The organism is Pseudaeromonas aegiceratis, from assembly GCF_046254905.1.
In the GTDB taxonomy this organism is placed as follows: domain Bacteria; phylum Pseudomonadota; class Gammaproteobacteria; order Enterobacterales; family Aeromonadaceae; genus Pseudaeromonas; species Pseudaeromonas aegiceratis.
Genome location: NZ_CP158016.1, coordinates 3577424 through 3592037, shown reverse-complemented (window position 1 = coordinate 3592037; position 14614 = coordinate 3577424). Strand labels below are relative to the sequence as shown.

General features: G+C 66.1%; 13 protein-coding genes, 1 tRNA gene and 1 rRNA gene. 6 read left to right on the top strand and 9 right to left on the bottom strand.

Features of this window, described 5'->3' with window-relative positions; genetic code table 11:
- Positions 1 to 57 precede the first annotated feature (57 nt).
- From rrf to ABHF91_RS16795, 3 genes are all read left to right on the top strand, one after another.
- Positions 58 to 172, top strand: a 5S ribosomal RNA gene (gene rrf, locus ABHF91_RS16805).
- A 56-nt stretch (positions 173 to 228) separates the two neighbouring features.
- Positions 229 to 305 (top strand) — tRNA-Asp (locus tag ABHF91_RS16800).
- Positions 306 to 584: 279 nt separating this feature from the next.
- Complete coding sequence (locus tag ABHF91_RS16795) at positions 585 to 935, top strand: hypothetical protein (protein WP_409421378.1); 351 nt, start codon at positions 585 to 587, stop codon at positions 933 to 935.
- A 119-nt stretch (positions 936 to 1054) separates the two neighbouring features.
- Here the strand turns inward: ABHF91_RS16795 and gabT are convergent, their stop codons facing one another.
- Positions 1055 to 2335 carry a 4-aminobutyrate--2-oxoglutarate transaminase gene (gene gabT, locus ABHF91_RS16790; RefSeq protein WP_409421377.1) on the bottom strand — a complete coding sequence of 427 codons (1281 nt, stop codon included), beginning with the start codon at positions 2333 to 2335 and terminating at the stop codon, positions 1055 to 1057.
- Positions 2336 to 2378: 43 nt separating this feature from the next.
- Entirely contained in the window at positions 2379 to 3833 is a 1455-nt protein-coding gene (locus ABHF91_RS16785; RefSeq protein WP_409421376.1) for an NAD-dependent succinate-semialdehyde dehydrogenase, read from the bottom strand.
- A gap of 97 nt (positions 3834 to 3930) precedes the next feature.
- On the opposite strand from ABHF91_RS16785, the gene ABHF91_RS16780 reads away from it, so the two are divergent.
- Both ABHF91_RS16780 and ABHF91_RS16775 read left to right on the top strand, forming a co-directional pair.
- The gene (locus tag ABHF91_RS16780; protein ID WP_409421375.1) at positions 3931 to 4875 is read left to right on the top strand and encodes a LysR family transcriptional regulator; all 945 of its coding nucleotides are present in this window, start codon (positions 3931 to 3933) and stop codon (positions 4873 to 4875) included.
- Positions 4876 to 4971: 96 nt separating this feature from the next.
- Complete coding sequence (locus ABHF91_RS16775) at positions 4972 to 5448, top strand: Dps family protein (protein WP_409421374.1); 477 nt, start codon at positions 4972 to 4974, stop codon at positions 5446 to 5448.
- A 95-nt stretch (positions 5449 to 5543) separates the two neighbouring features.
- Here the strand turns inward: ABHF91_RS16775 and ABHF91_RS16770 are convergent, their stop codons facing one another.
- Both ABHF91_RS16770 and ABHF91_RS16765 read right to left on the bottom strand, forming a co-directional pair.
- Positions 5544 to 5957 (bottom strand): GFA family protein, encoded by a 414-nt coding sequence (locus ABHF91_RS16770; RefSeq protein WP_409421373.1) that lies wholly within the window; start codon positions 5955 to 5957, stop codon positions 5544 to 5546.
- A gap of 18 nt (positions 5958 to 5975) precedes the next feature.
- Entirely contained in the window at positions 5976 to 6896 is a 921-nt protein-coding gene (locus ABHF91_RS16765) for a DMT family transporter (protein ID WP_409421372.1), read from the bottom strand.
- 91 nt (positions 6897 to 6987) lie between these two features.
- Between ABHF91_RS16765 and ABHF91_RS16760 the strand changes: the two genes are divergently transcribed.
- Positions 6988 to 7887 carry a LysR family transcriptional regulator gene (locus ABHF91_RS16760; RefSeq protein ID WP_409421371.1) on the top strand — a complete coding sequence of 300 codons (900 nt, stop codon included), beginning with the start codon at positions 6988 to 6990 and terminating at the stop codon, positions 7885 to 7887.
- 20 nt (positions 7888 to 7907) lie between these two features.
- Here the strand turns inward: ABHF91_RS16760 and yjfF are convergent, their stop codons facing one another.
- The 5 genes from yjfF to treZ form a co-directional block, all read right to left on the bottom strand.
- Positions 7908 to 8879, bottom strand: coding sequence for a galactofuranose ABC transporter, permease protein YjfF (gene yjfF, locus ABHF91_RS16755; RefSeq protein WP_409421370.1), 972 nt, complete (start codon positions 8877 to 8879; stop codon positions 7908 to 7910).
- A gap of 10 nt (positions 8880 to 8889) precedes the next feature.
- Entirely contained in the window at positions 8890 to 9945 is a 1056-nt protein-coding gene (locus ABHF91_RS16750; RefSeq protein WP_409421369.1) for an ABC transporter permease, read from the bottom strand.
- Entirely contained in the window at positions 9942 to 11444 is a 1503-nt protein-coding gene (locus ABHF91_RS16745) for a sugar ABC transporter ATP-binding protein (protein ID WP_409421368.1), read from the bottom strand. Before ABHF91_RS16745 ends, ABHF91_RS16750 begins: the two co-directional genes overlap by 4 nt.
- 49 nt (positions 11445 to 11493) lie before the next feature.
- Entirely contained in the window at positions 11494 to 12438 is a 945-nt protein-coding gene (locus ABHF91_RS16740; RefSeq protein ID WP_409421367.1) for an ABC transporter substrate-binding protein, read from the bottom strand.
- Between the two features lie 319 nt (positions 12439 to 12757).
- Positions 12758 to 14485, bottom strand: a complete 1728-nt coding sequence (treZ, locus tag ABHF91_RS16735) for a malto-oligosyltrehalose trehalohydrolase (RefSeq protein ID WP_409421366.1) — start codon at positions 14483 to 14485, stop codon at positions 12758 to 12760.
- Between the last annotated feature and the right edge of the window lie 129 nt (positions 14486 to 14614).

Sequence of the window (14614 nt, the reverse complement as noted above, 5' to 3'; positions counted from 1 at the left end):
TTAGACCTTGTAGCGGTAGCCTTAGAACGAATTTCAGCTTTTCAGATTATGATTTTGCTTGGCGGCAATAGCGCAGTGGACCCACCTGTTCCCATGCCGAACACAGAAGTGAAACGCTGTAGCGCCGATGGTAGTGTGGCATTCGCCATGTGAGAGTAGGACACCGCCAGGCACCCAATTAGCGCGGAGAGCAAGACCCGTTCTCCAATGAAGCGCAGCAAGACATGCGGAGTGGTAGTTCAGTCGGTTAGAATACCGGCCTGTCACGCCGGGGGTCGCGGGTTCGAGTCCCGTCCACTCCGCCACTGAACAGAGCCCTTAAGCTATTACAGCTTAAGGGCTTTTTGTTTTCACGCTTTCCAACTCTGGCCTCCAGCGTTTCTGCCTCGTCGTGACCGTGGCCATCTGCTGCTGAGGTTTCCTGCTGAGCCATAGGCTCAAAGTTACGGTGAATACATCAATGTATTGGCCTAGGGTTTAACCGCTTAGGGAGACAGGCGTGAGACTAGGAAAATAGCGCTTGCATTGAGAATGATTATCAAATAAAAATGATTATCATCTAATACCAAGGAGGCTAGGCCCTGATGGACATGACATCTACCGCATCCCGCATCGCGCCCCGTGGCTGGCGTGTTCGCCTGGGTCAGGGGCGCCCCGATGAGGGCATAGAGCGCTTCTTGGAAGACCTGCGTCAGCAGGCACTGCTGGCCGAGGAGCAGGCCTTCACCTTGTATGAGCGCGGATGCCGGGAACTGCTGACCGCCGCCGCGGACCCTGATCTGGACGCCGACTGGCAGCACGCCTGCCGGGACTACACCTGGCGGCCGCTGGAGGAGCTGCAGCGTCTGTGCTGTGGCCAGTGCAACAAGCCCGGCTGCCGCGATCGCCTGATGCGGCTGTTCCGCCGGCTGGAGCGACTGCAACAAACGGCCTGAGTCACCCCGTTTGCACTGTTGCCGGTGTCGGCTTGCCCTCTCACAGGCTGACACCGGTGACAGTGCCTCAAACAAAAACCGGCGCCCAAGGCGCCGGTTTTGTCATGTATGAGGTCGGGTTAGCCGGCCAGCTTGGCGAACAGGGCTTCGAGCTTGCCCAGGCCTTCGTCCAGAATGGCGGGTTCCATGGTCAGGGCCGGCAGCAGACGGATGACGTTACCGCGCACCCCGCAGGAGAGCAGTATGATGCCGGCCTCCATGCCTTGCTGTACCAGCGCCTTGGTCAGGGTTGGGTTGGCCTTGGCATGGTCACCACCGTCGATCAGCTCCATGGCCACCATGGCGCCCACACCACGCACCTGGCCGATCAGGGCCGGGAAGCGGGCCTGCAGGGCCTTGAGCCGTGCCTGAATGGTGTCACCCAGCTGGCTGGCCTTCTGGCACAGCTGTTCTTCTTCGATCACCTTGAGCACCGCCAGACCGGCGGCACAGCCGATGGGCGAGGCCACATAGGTGCCGCCCAGCCCGCCGGGGACGGCGGCATCCATGATCTCGGCGCGACCCAGTACGCCGGAGATGGGGAAACCGCCGCCCAGCCCCTTGGCCATGGTGATGATGTCCGGTTCGACACCGCTCTTTTCCACCGCGAAGAAGGTGCCGGTACGGGCGAAGCCGGACTGGATTTCGTCACAGATGAAGACGATGCCGTGTTGATCGCAGATGGCACGCAGCGCCTTGAGGAAGCTGGCGGGCGCCGGGTAGAAGCCGCCTTCCCCCTGGATGGGCTCTATGATGATGGCAGCCACCCGGGAGGCCTCGATGTCGCAATGGAACAACTCGTCCAGGGCGGTCAGGGCGGACTCCTCGCTCACCCCCAGGTATTCGTTGGGGTAGGGCAGGTGGTAGATCTCGCTGGGGAAGGGACCGAAGCCCACCTTGTAGGGGTTCACCTTGCCGGTGAGGCCCATGGTCAGGTTGGTCCGACCGTGGAAGCCGCCGTTGAAGGCGATGATGCCGGGGCGGCCGGTGTGGGCGCGGGCGATCTTGATGGCGTTTTCCACCGCTTCGGCACCTGAGTTACCGAAGGTGACCTTGGCCGGGCCGGCGAAGGGGGCGCGGGCCACCAGGCCTTCGGCCAACTCTACCGCCTGGGTATAGGGGGTGACGGTGAGGCAGGTGTGGCTGAACTGCTCGATCTGGGCAGCCACGGCGGCCTGTACCTTGGGATGCAGGTGGCCGGTGTTGACCACGGCGATGCCGGCGGCGAAGTCGATGTAGCGCTTACCGTCCAGATCCCACAGCTCGGCGTTCTTCGCCTTCTCTACAAACACCGGGGCCATGCTGGCCAGCCCACGGGCGAACACCTTTTCCTTACGGGCTTGCCATTGTGCGTTGCTCATTTTCAACTCCTTGATAAACCTTTAATTCTTTGAAATAGGCGGCTTAGAGGCCGCCCAGGCAGAGGTATTTCACCTCAAGAAACTCGTCGATACCGTACTTGGAGCCTTCCCGGCCGAGACCGGACTCCTTGACGCCGCCGAAGGGCCCCACCTCGTTGGAGATGGCGCTGTCATTGATGCCCACCATGCCGTACTCCAGGGCCTCGGCCACCCGGAACAGGCAACCCAGATCCCGGGTGTAGAGGTAGGCGGCCAGGCCCGACTGGGTGTCATTGGCCAGGGCGATGGCCTCGGCCTCGTCCTTGAAGGCCAGGATGCTGGCCACCGGGCCGAAGATCTCCTCCTTGGCGATGCGCATCTGCGGGGTCACGCCGGTCAGCAGGGTGGGGGTGCTGAAGTGGCCGGCCTCGGGCAGTTGCGGGTGGCGGAACTGGCACTGGGCGCCGGCGGCCAGGGCGTCGTCCACCAGGGACTGCACCTTGCTCACCGCCGCGGCGTTGATGAGGGGGCCGATCTGGCTGTTGCCACTGGCGCCGTCGGCCACATTGAAGGCGGCCATGGCGTCGGCCAGCCGACGGGCAAACTCCGGCAGTATGCCTTCTTGCACCAGCAGGCGGTTGGCGCAGATGCAGGTCTGACCGGCGTTGCGGAACTTGGCCAGCAGTATGCCCTGGATGGCCAGGTCCAGATCCGCGTCGTCAAACACGATGAAGGGGGCGTTGCCACCCAGCTCCAGGGAGAGCTTCTTGACGGTCCCGGCGCACTGGGCCATCAGGCGCTTGCCGACGCCGGTGCTGCCGGTGAAGGTCAGCTTGCGCACCACTGGGCTGTCGGTGAGCACCTGGCCCACGGCGGCGGCCTGACGGCTGGTGATGACGTTGAGTACCCCGGCAGGCAGACCGGCCTGTTCGGCCAAGGCGGTGAGGGCCAGGGCGCACAGGGGGGTCTCGTCGGAGGGCTTGAGCACTACTGTGCAGCCGGCAGCCAGGGCCGGGGCCACCTTGCGGGTGATCATGGCCACCGGGAAGTTCCAGGGGGTGATGGCCGCCACCACACCGATGGGTTGCTTGATGGTCAGCAGCCGCTTGTCACCGCTGGGGGCGGGGATGGTGTCACCGTAGACCCGCTTGGCCTCCTCGGCGAACCACTCCACGAAGCTGGCGCCGTAGCCCACCTCGCCCTTGGCTTCCGCCAGGGGCTTGCCCTGCTCGGCGGTCATCAGGGCCGCCAGGCCATCGGCATTGGCCAGGATGAGTTCGTACCAGCGGCGCAGCACGGCACTGCGTTGCTTGGCGGGCAGGGCGCGCCAGGCCGGCAGGGCGGCTTCGGCAGCAGCGATGGCCGCCTGGGTGTCGGCGGCGCCCAGGTCCGGCACCTGGGCGATACAGGTGCCGGTGGCAGGGTTGGTCACTGCGAAGGTTTCGGCGCCGTCCAGCCAACGACCATCGATATAGGCCTGTTGGCGCAGCAGGGCAGCATAGGGGGAAGCAGTCATCATCACCTCGACAGGGGTAGCGTATTGAGGCCATGGTAGCCGTGGTTTTTTGTATGATAGATTACGGCGTATCAATACATAGTTTGATAAGGCTCAACCTATGGCCAAGGCGCCCACCATAGCCCAGATCGCCGATTTCGATCTGCGCCTGCTGAAGATCTTCAAGACGGTGGTGGAGTGTGGCGGCTTCGCCGCCGCCGAGACCGAGCTCAACGTCAGCCGCTCCACCATCAGCATCCACATGGCCAACCTGGAGTCGCGGCTGGGGCTCAAGCTCTGCCAGCGGGGCCGCAGCGGTTTCGTGCTCAGCGAAGAGGGACAGCAGGTCTATCAGGCGGTGAACCGGCTGTTGGAGCAGCTGGAGGATTTTCGCAGCAGCCTGAACGCCCTGCATGTCCAACTGGGGGGCGAGCTGCGCATCCTCACCAGCGACGCCCTGGTGCTGGATCCCCGCTGCCCCCTGGTGCCCGTGATGCAGGAGTTCGTCCAGCAGGCGCCCCAGGTACGGCTGGCGCTGGACATTGAAGCCATGGGGGAAATCGAGCGGCGGGTGCTGGCCGAGGAGATCCACCTCGGCATCATCCCCTTTCACCGGGAGCTGGCGGGGCTGGACTACCTGCCGCTGTACGAGGAGTTCTGCTACCTCTACTGCGGCGCCGCTCACCCCCTGTTTGTCGAGGCCGACGAGGCGGCGCTGGCTGCCGCCCTGCCCGGCTGCCGCCTGGCCCACGCCGAGCTACAGGTGCACCCGGAGATCAGCCGCCAGCTGGCGGGCTTCCAGCGCCTCGGCAAGGCCTACTACTACGAGAGCCGCACCGCGTTATTGCTCTCCGGCGGCTACATCGGCTTCCTGCCGGATCACTATGCCGCGCCCCTGGTGGCAGCCGGCCAGCTGCGGGCCCTGCTGCCGGAACAGCATCACTACAGCCTGGGGGTGGTGGCCATCAGCAAGCGGCACGCCCGCAGCCACAGACCCCGGGATCGCTTCCTGGGCCTGCTGCGGGAGTGGCTGGTCAAGCAATCGAAAATACCGATTGAACGATAGGTTATTCTCACTTTCCCGGATTAAACGTGGGGGCTAAGCTCATCTCAATGGCAGCACATTTGCTGTGGCTTTAAGACTCAACCAGGAGGACATCCCATGACTACGCAACCCATCGATATCGGTATCCCGGAAAGCGAGCGCCTGGCCATCGCCGAGGGGCTTTCCCGCCTGTTGGCCGACACCTACACCCTCTATCTGAAGACCCACTACTACCACTGGAACGTCACCGGGCCCATGTTCAACAGCCTGCACCTGATGTTCGAGACCCAGTACAACGAGCTGGCCCTGGCGGTGGATGCCGTGGCCGAGCGCATCCGCTCCCTGGGGGCCAAGGCGCCGGGCACCTACCAGGCGTTTGCCCGCCTGACGGTGATCCCCGAAGACACTGATGCCCCCAAGGCCCAGCAGATGATCGCCAACCTGGTGGCCGGTCAGGAGGCTGTGGTACGCACCGCCCGCTCCCTGTTCCCCCTGGTGGACGGCGCCCAGGACGAGGCCACCGCCGATCTGCTGACCCAGCGCATTCAGCTGCATGAGAAGACCGCCTGGATGCTGCGCAGTTTGCTGGAATAAGACGATGTCGCCGGTCGGGATAGATCGGCAACCATAGACTAACGGCGCCTTTTGGCGCCGTTTTGCTTTGTTCGACCGGTGCAGGCCGGCGGGGACTATTGGGCCTGCCGCTCGAAGCAGGGCACGCCGTCCGGCAGACTGACCCAGGGCAGCTTTTCGCTGATCCAGATATGGGCCTGGGGGGCGAACAGGGCGGCGGCCGGGCCCACCGGCTTGAGCTTGAGCTTGATGATCTCCGGCTGCTGGGGGTTCAGATGGTAGATGCGCACGCCGCAGCCGGGGCAGAAGAAGCCCAGGTTGAGGTTGCCGCTGTCCGACACCCGCTGGCAGCGGGCCAGCTCGCCCTCGATCTCTATGTCCTCGGCCCGCACCAGGGCGGTGACGCTGAAGGGGGCGGAGGAGAGGGTCTGGCAGGCCTGGCAGTGGCAGGCCATCACCTTGAGGGGGGCGGCCAGCAGTCGGTAGTGGACCTGGCCGCACTGGCAGCGGGCTTCGATGGGGTAGGTCATGACGTCTCCTTGGGCAAGTCAGGATAACAGGGGCAGCCGCAAGCGGGGCAGCCAGAGGGGGGCGGTGAGCCCCAGCAACACCACCAGCATGCCTACCAACTGGATCTGACTCAAGGGCTGACCCAAGGCCAGGGCCACCAGGGCGGCAAACACGGGTACCAGGTTGTAGTAGAGGGAGGCCTTGGGGGCGCCCAGGGCCTGGATGCCCTGCAGCCAGAACAGGTAGCCCAGCACGGTGGAGAGCAGGCCTATGTAGAAGACCCCCAAGAGGGCGCCGCCGGAGAGCTGGCCCAGCCCCTGCCAGGGGTGGCTGCCCGGCAGCAGCAGGCCGGTGAGCAGCAGGGCGCCCAGCCCCGCCAGCATGCTGAGCAGGGTCAGGGGCAGGCTGGGCAGCCAGCGGCCCACCGCCTGGGAGGCCAGGGTATAGCCGCACCAGGTGAGCATGGCCAGCAGCACCAGCAGGTCGCCGTGGTTGATCTGCAGCCGCAGCAGCTGGGCCGGGTGGCCCTGGGTGATCACCAGCAGCACCCCGGCCAGCCCCAGCACCATGCCCAGCCATTGCACCCGGCTCAGGCGGTGGCTGCCCAGCAGGCTGGAGATCAGGGAGGTGGTGAGGGGGCTCAGGGCCATGATGAGGGCGCCGTTGGTGGCGGAGGTCTGCCGCAGACCGCCGAACAGCGCCAGGTTGAAGCCGCCGATCCCCAGGGCGCCGATCAGCAGCACCACGGCGTATTGCCAGAGGGCCAGGCGGGGCCAGCTCAGACGGCGCAGCCCCAGGTAGGCGCCCAGGCAGACGATGGCGATGACGAAGCGCCAGATGGCCAGGGCCAGGTCGCTCATCTCCAGCAGCACCTGTTTGGCGATGGGGAAGACGCTGCCCCAGGAGAAGACGCAGATCAGCAGCAGCAGGATCGGCAGGGTGGGGGATGCGCGGTTCATGGAGCCTCCGGGGCTTGCTAGGGGATGAGCTCCAGTGTATTGCTTCCATAAATGGATTAAACGGGCAAAAACGGGACATGAGGTTCCATAAATGAAAACTCCCTACTCCCTGGACGATCTGCGGCTGTTCTGGGTGGTGGCCCACCAGGGCAGCCTAACCGCCGCCGCGACGCAGCTGGCCATGCCGGTTTCCACCCTGAGCCGCCGGCTGGCCCGGCTGGAGCAGCAGCTGGGGCTACGGCTGCTGCACCGCAACGCCCATCGACTCAGCCTCACGGACACCGGCAGCCGCTACCTGGCGCGCTGCGACCCGCTGTTTGCCGAGCTCAACACCATCTCCGGCGAACTGGATGACGAGCGCCAGCTGCCGCGGGGGCCCATCCGGGTGGCGGCGCCCATCAACCTGGCCCAAGCCTGGCTGGGGCCGGCCCTCGGTCGCTTCCTGCTGCGCTACCCCCATATCCAGGTGGACCTGACCCTCTCCAACAGCAACATAGATCTCAGCGACCAGGGGGTGGATCTGGCCATCCGGGTGGGGGAGCCGCAGATCGCCGAATGGATCGCCCGCCCCCTGGGGCAGATCCCCATGGGCCTGTTTGCCCGGCATGACAGCCCGGCGGTGGCGAGCCTGCAGGCGCCGGAACAGCTCGGGACTGTGCCGCTGGTGGTGGGCAAGCCGGTGACCCGCTGGCGCCTGTGGCAGCCCGAGACGGGGGAGCGGCTGGAGTATCGGCCGGGGGAGAATGTGCGGCTGGCGGTGGACGATCTGGCCACCGTCGCCCAGGCGGTGGCGTCTGGTCTGGGGGTGGGGCTGGTGTCCCGCTCCCTGATGGCCCCCTGGCTGGCCAGCGGCGAGGTGGTGCCCGTGATGGCCCCCTGGCAGGGCCAGCCCAGGCCCTGCTACCTGCTCTACCGGGACAGGGCCCCCCAGGTGCTGCGCCTGCGCCTGCTGGTGGACTACCTGCTGGGGGAGGCCTTGCCCAGCCTGTAGCGGACCAGGCTGAGGGGCCACTAGGCGGCCTTCAGCATGGAGCCGAAGGAGCGGCTCAGCAGCCGTTGCAGCACGATGAAGATGAACAGCAGCAGGCCGATGACGATCTTGGTCCACCAGCTGTTGAGGCTGCCGTCGAAGGCAATCAGCGTCTGGATGACCCCCTGGATCAAGCCCCCCAGTAGGGTGCCGAAGATGAAGCCCACCCCGCCGGTGAGCAGGGTGCCGCCGATCACCACGGCGGCGATCACGTCCAGCTCCACCCCGACGGTGGCCAGCGGGTAGCCCGAGGCGGTGTAGAGGGTGTAGATGACCCCCGCCAGGGCGCTGGTAAAGCCGGAACAGGCGTAGACGCCTACTAGCGTGCCGCGCACCGACACCCCCAGCAGGGCGGCGGAGCCCTTGTCACCCCCCACGGCGTAGACGTTGGTGCCGAAGCGGGTGTAGTGGGCCAGCACCATGCCCGCCAGCAGCACCACCAGCATCACCAGGGCGGAGGCGGTGAGCCAGCCGCGGCCCGGCAAAGGGATGCGGAAGTTGGCGAATTGCTCCACGAAGGGGTGATCGATGGGCACCGACTCCAGGCTCAGCAGGAAGGCCAGCCCCCGCAGCAGGAACATCAAGGCCAGGGTGACGATGAAGGGCTGCAGCTCGAAGGCGTCGATCAGGTAGCCCATGATGGCGCCGATGCAGGTGCCCAGCAGCAGGGCGAAGCCGATGGCCGCCAGGGGATGCCAGCCGGCCTGGCCCACCAGCAGGGCGATGAGTACGCCGGTGAAGGCGATCATGGAGCCCACCGACAGATCGATACCGCCGGAGAGGATCACCAGCGTCATGCCCACCCCGGCGATGATGACGAAGGCGTTGTCGGTCAGCAGGTTGCCCAGCACCAGGGTGGAGGCGAAGTTGCGGTACTGGCTGACACCAAAGGCGTACAGCAGCAGCAGTACCAGCAGGGTGGCCAGCACGGGGATCCAGCGTTCATTTTTCATGTCGGCCTCCTTATGACTTGTCGCTGGGGGACGGGCGGCGGCGCTGCAGCCAGCCCAGCAGCCGCTGCTTCACCGGGCGGGACTGGATCAGCAGGAACACCAGTATGACCAGGGCCTTCACCAGCAGGTTGTACTGGGCGGGCAGGCCGCTCACCAGGATGGAGGTGGTCAGGCTCTGGATCACCAGGGTGCCCAGCAGGGTCAGTCCCAGATAGAAACGGCCCCCTGCCAACGAGGCACCGCCGATCACCACCGCCAGGATGGCGTCCATCTCCATCCACAGCCCGGCGTTGTTGGCATCGGCGCCGCTGATGTCGGCGGCGATGATCATGCCGGCGAAGGCGGAGCACAGGCCGGAGATGAGGTAGGCACCGATGAGGATGCCCCGGCTGTCGATGCCCGCCAGCCGGCTGGCCTCGGCGTTGCCCCCCACCGCCTCGATGAAGAGCCCGAGGGCCGAGCGGCGCACCAGGGCGATGAGCAGCCCCAGCACCAGGGCGGTGAGTATCACCCGCATGGGCAGCATGACGAGGTAACCGCTGCCCAGCTGGCCGAACACCTCACTGTGGAAGGTGACGATCTGGCCGCCGGTGATCATCTGGGCGATGCCCCGGCCCGCCACCATCAGGATCAGGGTCGCGACGATGGGCTGGATGCGCAGCACCGCTACCAGCAGACCGTTCCACAGGCCGCACAGCAGGCCGGCCCCCAGGGTCAGCAGGGTGGTGAGCAGGGGGGAGACATCCTGCTGGATCAGCACCGCCATCACGCTGCCGCAGATGGCGATGATGGCCCCCACCGACAGGTCGATGCCGCCGGTGCCGATGACGATGGACATGCCGATGGCCAGCAGCGCCAGGGGCGCGCCCCGGTGCAGTATGTCCACCAGGCTGCCGTACAGGTGGCCCTCCACCACCCCCAAGGAGAAGAAGCTGGGGGAGAGCAGGGCGTTGACCAGGAAGATCAGGGCCAGGGCGGTGACCGGCAGCAACCACTGCTGGCGCGTCCCGCCGCCGGTGCCCCGGCGTCGCTGGGGCGCCTGGGAGAGAGAGAGGGGTAGGGTCATGATGCGATGGCCTTGATGATGTCGTTGGGGTGCAGGGGAGCGGTCAACTCGGCGGCCTTGAAGCGGTCCCGCATCACCATGATGCGGTCGCTGAACACCACCACCTCATCCAGTTCGGAGGAGACCACCAGCAGGGACATGCCCTCGGCACACAGCCGGCGGATCAGGGCGACGATCTCGGCGTGGGCCCCCACGTCTATGCCCCGGGTGGGCTCGTCCAGGATCAGCAGCCTGGGCTGGGCGATGAGCCAGCGACCCAGGATCACCTTCTGCTGGTTGCCGCCGCTGAGCTGCCCCACCGGCTTCTCGGCATCCGGGGTGGCGATGCCCAGGGCCCGGATCATCTCGTCGGCCAGCTGTTGCTGCTGGGCCTCGGGGATCGGCCTGCGCCAGCCGCGCTTGGCCTGCAGCGCCAGGATCAGGTTCTCCCGCACCGACAGCTCCAGCACCAGCCCCTCGCGCTTGCGATCCTCAGGGCAGAAACCCAGCCCCTGGCGGATGGCCTGGCGCGGGTTGTGGATGGTGCAGGGGGCGCCGGCGAGGCGCAGCTGGCCGCTGTCCGCCCGCTCGGCGCCAAACAGCAGCTTGACCGTCTCGGTGCGACCCGAGCCCAGCAGGCCGGCCAGCCCCAGGGTTTCCCCCTGGCGCAGGCTGAAGCTGAGGGGTTCCAGCATGCGCTTGCGCCCCAGGCGATCTACCTCCAGCAGCAGGGGGTGTTGCTGCTTGTCGCTCTGCCGGGCGGCGTCCTGGGGCTGGCTGTCGCTGGGGGCCAGTTGCCGGCCCAGCATCTGCTCCACCAGCTTGAGGCGGGGCAGTTCGGCGATGGGCGCAGAGGTGACCAGGCGGCCGTTGCGCAGCACGGTAATGCGGTCGCACAGGGCATACACCTGATCGAGAAAGTGGGTGACGAAGACGATGGCCATGCCCTGGGCGCGCAGCTGGCGCAGCAGGTCGAACAGCACTTCCACCTCATGGCCGTCCAGGCTGGCGGTGGGTTCGTCGAGGATCAGCACCTTGGCATCCAGGGCCAGGGCCCGGGCGATGGCCACCAGTTGCTGGATGGCGATGGAATAGGAGCCCAGGGGGCGGTTGACGTCGATCTCCAGCTCCAGGCGGGAGAGCAGGGCCCGGGCCTGCCGCTGGGCGGCGCCCCAGCGCACCAGGCCGAAGCGGGTGGGCTGACGACCCAACGAGAGGTTCTGCGCCACCGTCAGGGTGGGGATCAGGTTCACCTCCTGGTAGACGGTGCTGATGCCCAGGGCCTGGGCTTCGGCGGAGCCGCCGGCCCGGTAAGCCTGGCCGTCGAGAAACAGCTGGCCCTCATCGGGCTGGTAGACCCCGGTGATGACCTTGATCAGGGTGGATTTACCGGCGCCATTCTCCCCGAGCAGGGCATGGATCTCACCGGCGTGAAAGTCGGCCTGGATGGCCTGCAGCGCCTTGAAGTCGCCAAAGGAGATGGCGATGTCGCGCAGCGAAAGCAGGGCGGATGGGGGCATGGAGACCTCCTGGTCAGCAGGGGCGCCCGGCAAGCCGGGCGCCTGAGGCTTACTTGCTGCGGCGCTGGTACTCGGCGGCGGCGGTGTCAGGCAGGTAGAGCGGACCCTGCACCTTGATCCACTTGGGCACCTCCTTGCCGGCCTTGGCGGCGTCGATGGCATCGAAGGCCGGGCCGCCCAGGTTGGGGGAGAGCTCTATGGTGGCGTTGGTCTCGCCTTCGGCCATGGCCTTGAAGATGTCCGGCACGGCGTCGATGGAGATCACCTTCAGATCCTTGCCCGGCTTGAGGCCGGCCTCCTTGATGGCCTGGATGGCACCCAGGGCCATGTCATCGTTGTGGGCGTAGACGGCGCACAGCCCCTTGCCGCCGTTCTCGGCCTTGAGGAAGCTCTCCATCACCATCTTGCCGCCGGCGCGGGTGAAGTCACCGCTCTGGGAGCGCAGAATATGCATGCGGGGGAACAGATCCATCACCTGGCCGAAGCCGGTCTTGCGGTCGATGGCGGCGCTGGAGCCGACGGTGCCCTGCAGTTCCACCAGATCGCACTTGCCGCTGGTCTCGGCGGCCAGCCAGCTACCCGCCAGACGGCCCTCTTCCACGAAGTCCGAGGCCACCTTGGTCAGATAGAGGCTCTCATCCTTCACCTTGACCCCGCGATCCACCAGCACCACCGGGATACCCGCGTCCTTGGCTTCCTTGAGCACCTGATCCCAACCGGTTTCCACCACGGGCGCCAGCAGGATGGCGTCTACCCCCTGGGCGATGAAGGAGCGCAGGGCCTTGATCTGGTTCTCCTGCTTCTGCTGGGCATCGGAGAACTTCAGCTCGATGCCGCGCTGCTGAGCCTCGGCCTTGATGGACTCGGTTTCCGAGGTGCGCCAGCCGCTCTCGGATCCTATCTGGGAGAAGCCGACTGTCATGGCCTGGGCGGTGGCGCTGAGGCCGAAGGTGGCGGCCAGCAGGCACGCCAGTATGCTGGGTTTGCATCGCATGGTATTTGACTCCCTGGTTGTCTCATGGGGTGGGGGACAACAGGCTCCCCTGGCAAGCGGGCCGGGCCCGGTGAAGGTCGCTGCAAGCGCTTTCATCGACACACAGGATGGCGGTTGGACTCTTATGGGGTAGTGACAGGAGTCACAGCCGGAGAACATGGCGATTTTGTCTATATTTTCAGCAGAATCTTCCAAGGGCCGTCGCGGCGTTCATTCGTGGGCAAGCCGCTAAAAATCAAGCGGATAGCTGAGGGCGTGGGCAAAAAAAAGCGCCGGTTGAGCCTGGTTTAGGCCGCCGGCGCAGCAAGATAAGCTCGGGTTAGCGCCGATAGAGGGCGGCGGCAAAGGGCGGCAGGGTGGCGGGGCTGGCCAGGGGCTGGCTGCTCAGGATCAGGCGGCCTCGGGCGTCGGCCGGCAGGGGGCGGGCCCGGTCGGCAAAGTTGAGCCAGGTCTGCAGGCTGTCGGTCTCGATGAGCAGCAGGCGCCGTTCCTCGTCGGCCTGGATGCGGCAGCGGGCCTTGTCCCGCGGCCCCAGCTCGCCGCTGCGTTTGAGCGCCAGCAGCTGACGGTAGTAGTGCAGGATGCGCTGGCCTTCGGCACCGGCCAGCCGTGACCAGTCCAGCTTGGAGTCGAGGAAGGCCGATGGATCGTGGGCATCCCGCGGCTCGGCGCCGCCGAAGGCGAACTCTTCCTTGCGCCCGCGGCGCACCGCCTCGATGAGGTGGGCATCGCCAAAGTCCTCAAAGAACAGGAAGGGGGCGGTCTCGCCGTACTCCTCGCCCATGAACAGCATGGGTACATAGGGGCTGGCCAGCACGGCGGTGATGGCTAGCAGGGCCTTGTCGGCGCCGTAGCTGGCGATCATGCGGTCGCCGTGCAGCCGGTTGCCCACCTGATCGTGATCCTGGATGTGCATCACGTGCTCGGTGGCGGCTGTGCTCCGGCCGTCGGTGCCGTACAGCCGGTTGTAGAACTGGTGCCAGCGGGTGCCGTCCAGCACGAAGCTGTCCCGCAGCGCCTTCTCGATGTCGGCGAAGCTGCCGAAGTTGGAGTAGTTCTTGCCTTGCTCGCCGGTGAGGTAGGCGAACAGGGCGTAGTTGAGATCGTCGTTCCACTGGCTGTGATAGCCCAGGCCGTCAGCGGCGGTGACCTGGGTTTCGTTGCGCAGGTGTTCGGCGATCATCAGCACCTGGCGCTGCTCCGCCTGACCGATCTCCCGGGCCAGATCCGTGATTTCCTTGAGGATATGGCGCGGTGAGTCGTCGAAGATCAGGGAGACGGCATCCATGCGGAAGCCGTCGAAGCCGATCTCCTGCAACCAGTAGCGGGTGTTGGCCAGGTAGAAGGCGCGGATGCCCTCGCTGTGGCCGCGGTCGAAGTTGATGGCGTCGCCCCAGGGGGTGTCGGCGGCCTTGGTGTAGGGGGCGAAGGCGGCGCTGTAGTTGCCCTCCGGGCCGAAGTGGTTGTAGACCACGTCCAGGATCACCGCCATGCCCAGGCCGTGGGCCGTCTCGATGAAGGTCTTGAGATCGCCGTAGCTGCCGTAGCTGGACTGCAGGGCGAACTGGTAGGTGCCGTCGTAGCCCCAGTTGCGCTGGCCGGGGAAGGCGGCGACGGGCAGCAGTTCGATGACGGTGATGCCCAGGTCTTTGAGGTGCGGCAGCTTGTCCGTGGCGGCGGCCAGGGTGCCCTCGGGGGTGAAGGTGCCCAGGTGCAGTTCATAGATGATGGCGTCGTCGATGGCGATGCCGGTCCAGCCGCTGCGTTCCACGCTGGGGGGATAGGTCACCGCCGAGGGGCCGTGCACCCCGTCGGGTTGGGCCCGGGAGGCCGGATCCGGGTAGGGGGTGCCGTTGACCCGGTAGCGGTAGCGGCTACCCTCGGCCAGTTGCGGCAGGCGCAGGGTCCAGTAGCCGTTGGCGTGCTTCTCCATCGGCAGGGGCTGGTCGTTCCCTTCCAGCAGCAGATCCAGTTGCGCCGCATCCGGCGCAAACACCCGGAAACAGGATTGTCCCGTCTCATCCAGATAATGACCCAAAGGCACCATGGCACTCTCCTACGTGTGAGCCTACTCGCGGGCCCTTGCTGGCCCGGTTGGCGTTACCGCCACTCTAGCGCCTGGGCTCGCCCGGCACTAGCACCGGGGAGGGGGAGTCGGGGGATGGAGGCGCAGGGG

Excerpts from the sequence above, each read along its gene's own strand:
- ABHF91_RS16795 (WP_409421378.1), top strand. The coding sequence starts at position 585 with ATGGACATGACATCTACCGCATCCCGCATCGCGCCCCGTGGCTGGCGT.
- gabT (WP_409421377.1), bottom strand. The coding sequence starts at position 2,335 with ATGAGCAACGCACAATGGCAAGCCCGTAAGGAAAAGGTGTTCGCCCGT.
- ABHF91_RS16785 (WP_409421376.1), bottom strand. The coding sequence starts at position 3,833 with ATGATGACTGCTTCCCCCTATGCTGCCCTGCTGCGCCAACAGGCCTAT.
- ABHF91_RS16780 (WP_409421375.1), top strand. The coding sequence starts at position 3,931 with ATGGCCAAGGCGCCCACCATAGCCCAGATCGCCGATTTCGATCTGCGC.
- ABHF91_RS16775 (WP_409421374.1), top strand. The coding sequence starts at position 4,972 with ATGACTACGCAACCCATCGATATCGGTATCCCGGAAAGCGAGCGCCTG.
- ABHF91_RS16770 (WP_409421373.1), bottom strand. The coding sequence starts at position 5,957 with ATGACCTACCCCATCGAAGCCCGCTGCCAGTGCGGCCAGGTCCACTAC.
- ABHF91_RS16765 (WP_409421372.1), bottom strand. The coding sequence starts at position 6,896 with ATGAACCGCGCATCCCCCACCCTGCCGATCCTGCTGCTGCTGATCTGC.
- ABHF91_RS16760 (WP_409421371.1), top strand. The coding sequence starts at position 6,988 with ATGAAAACTCCCTACTCCCTGGACGATCTGCGGCTGTTCTGGGTGGTG.
- yjfF (WP_409421370.1), bottom strand. The coding sequence starts at position 8,879 with ATGAAAAATGAACGCTGGATCCCCGTGCTGGCCACCCTGCTGGTACTG.
- ABHF91_RS16750 (WP_409421369.1), bottom strand. The coding sequence starts at position 9,945 with ATGACCCTACCCCTCTCTCTCTCCCAGGCGCCCCAGCGACGCCGGGGC.
- ABHF91_RS16745 (WP_409421368.1), bottom strand. The coding sequence starts at position 11,444 with ATGCCCCCATCCGCCCTGCTTTCGCTGCGCGACATCGCCATCTCCTTT.
- ABHF91_RS16740 (WP_409421367.1), bottom strand. The coding sequence starts at position 12,438 with ATGCGATGCAAACCCAGCATACTGGCGTGCCTGCTGGCCGCCACCTTC.
- treZ (WP_409421366.1), bottom strand. The coding sequence starts at position 14,485 with ATGGTGCCTTTGGGTCATTATCTGGATGAGACGGGACAATCCTGTTTC.